Annotated in this window: 2 protein-coding genes; both read left to right on the forward strand. The window is 45.1% G+C overall.

Going from position 1 to position 1020, the window contains the following annotated elements; genetic code table 11:
- Nucleotides 1-507 (forward strand): FKBP-type peptidyl-prolyl cis-trans isomerase (locus R7E42_RS25725; protein WP_318073343.1); only part of this gene is annotated, 507 nt, incomplete at its 5' end.
- Nucleotides 508-646: 139 nt separating this feature from the next.
- A partial coding sequence (locus tag R7E42_RS25730; protein WP_318073344.1) for a DUF2780 domain-containing protein occupies nucleotides 647-1020 on the forward strand: 374 nt, incomplete at its 3' end.

Raw genomic sequence — 1020 nt, forward strand, 5'->3', positions numbered from 1 at the left:
GCTGCGGGTATCGCAACAGCATTGACTGGCGAAATGCCATCAATCGAAATTGACGAAATCCACAATGCACTGCAAGAGCTACACACTCGCGCAGAAGCAGCTCGTCAAGAAGCAGCTAAAGCAGCAGCAGCTGATGGTGAAGCGTTCCTAAAAGACAACGCTCTACGTCCAGAAGTTAATGTTCTTGAATCTGGCCTACAGTACGAAATCATCAATGAAGGTACTGGCGAAATCCCAACAGCTGATAAATCTGTACGTGTTCACTACCACGGTGAACTAACAGACGGCACAGTATTCGACAGCTCTGTATCTCGCGGCCAACCAGCTGAGTTCCCAGTAACTGGCGTAATTAAAGGTTGGGTTGAAGCTCTACAACTAATGCCTGTAGGTTCTAAGTGGAAACTATACATCCCACAAGACCTTGCGTACGGTGAACGTGGCGCAGGCGCTGCAATCCCTCCATTCGCAGCACTAGTATTCGAAGTTGAGCTACTAGACATTCTATAATTGAGACTTTTCTCAATGACCTACATAAAGCGGCGCATTAGCGCCGCGTTTTTTATAAAATAATAGAAGTTATCAGTCAGATGACCTAAAAAAAATAAATACAACAAATAAGTTAAAACGCTCAACCGTCGGAGGTACTATGCGTAAAACTCTCCTAACTTTAGCTCTCCTATCAGTGAATATTGGCAGCGCACATGCGTTTTTGGATACTGTCGTAGACAAGAGCAGCAAAAATGGTCTTATGGATATGGTAAGCCAAGGCCTAAATGCAGAATCTTCACCTCTTACTGAGCTACTAACGAGTCAGCTACCAGTTTCGACAGAACAAGCTGCAGGTGGCAGCAGTGCCCTAATTGCACTTGCTCAAAGCCAACTGTCTCAACAAAACAGCACGGAATTGCAGTCATTGATCCCTGGATTATCCAACTTGAAAGGTGCACAAAGCCTGTTAGGTAACATCGAAAGCTTGAGTGCCGTACAAAGCGCATTTAATGCACTAGGACTAAACCCATC

Origin of the sequence: Vibrio sp. Vb1337, from assembly GCF_033338715.1 — a bacterium.
Taxonomy (GTDB): Bacteria; Pseudomonadota; Gammaproteobacteria; order Enterobacterales; family Vibrionaceae; genus Vibrio; species Vibrio alginolyticus.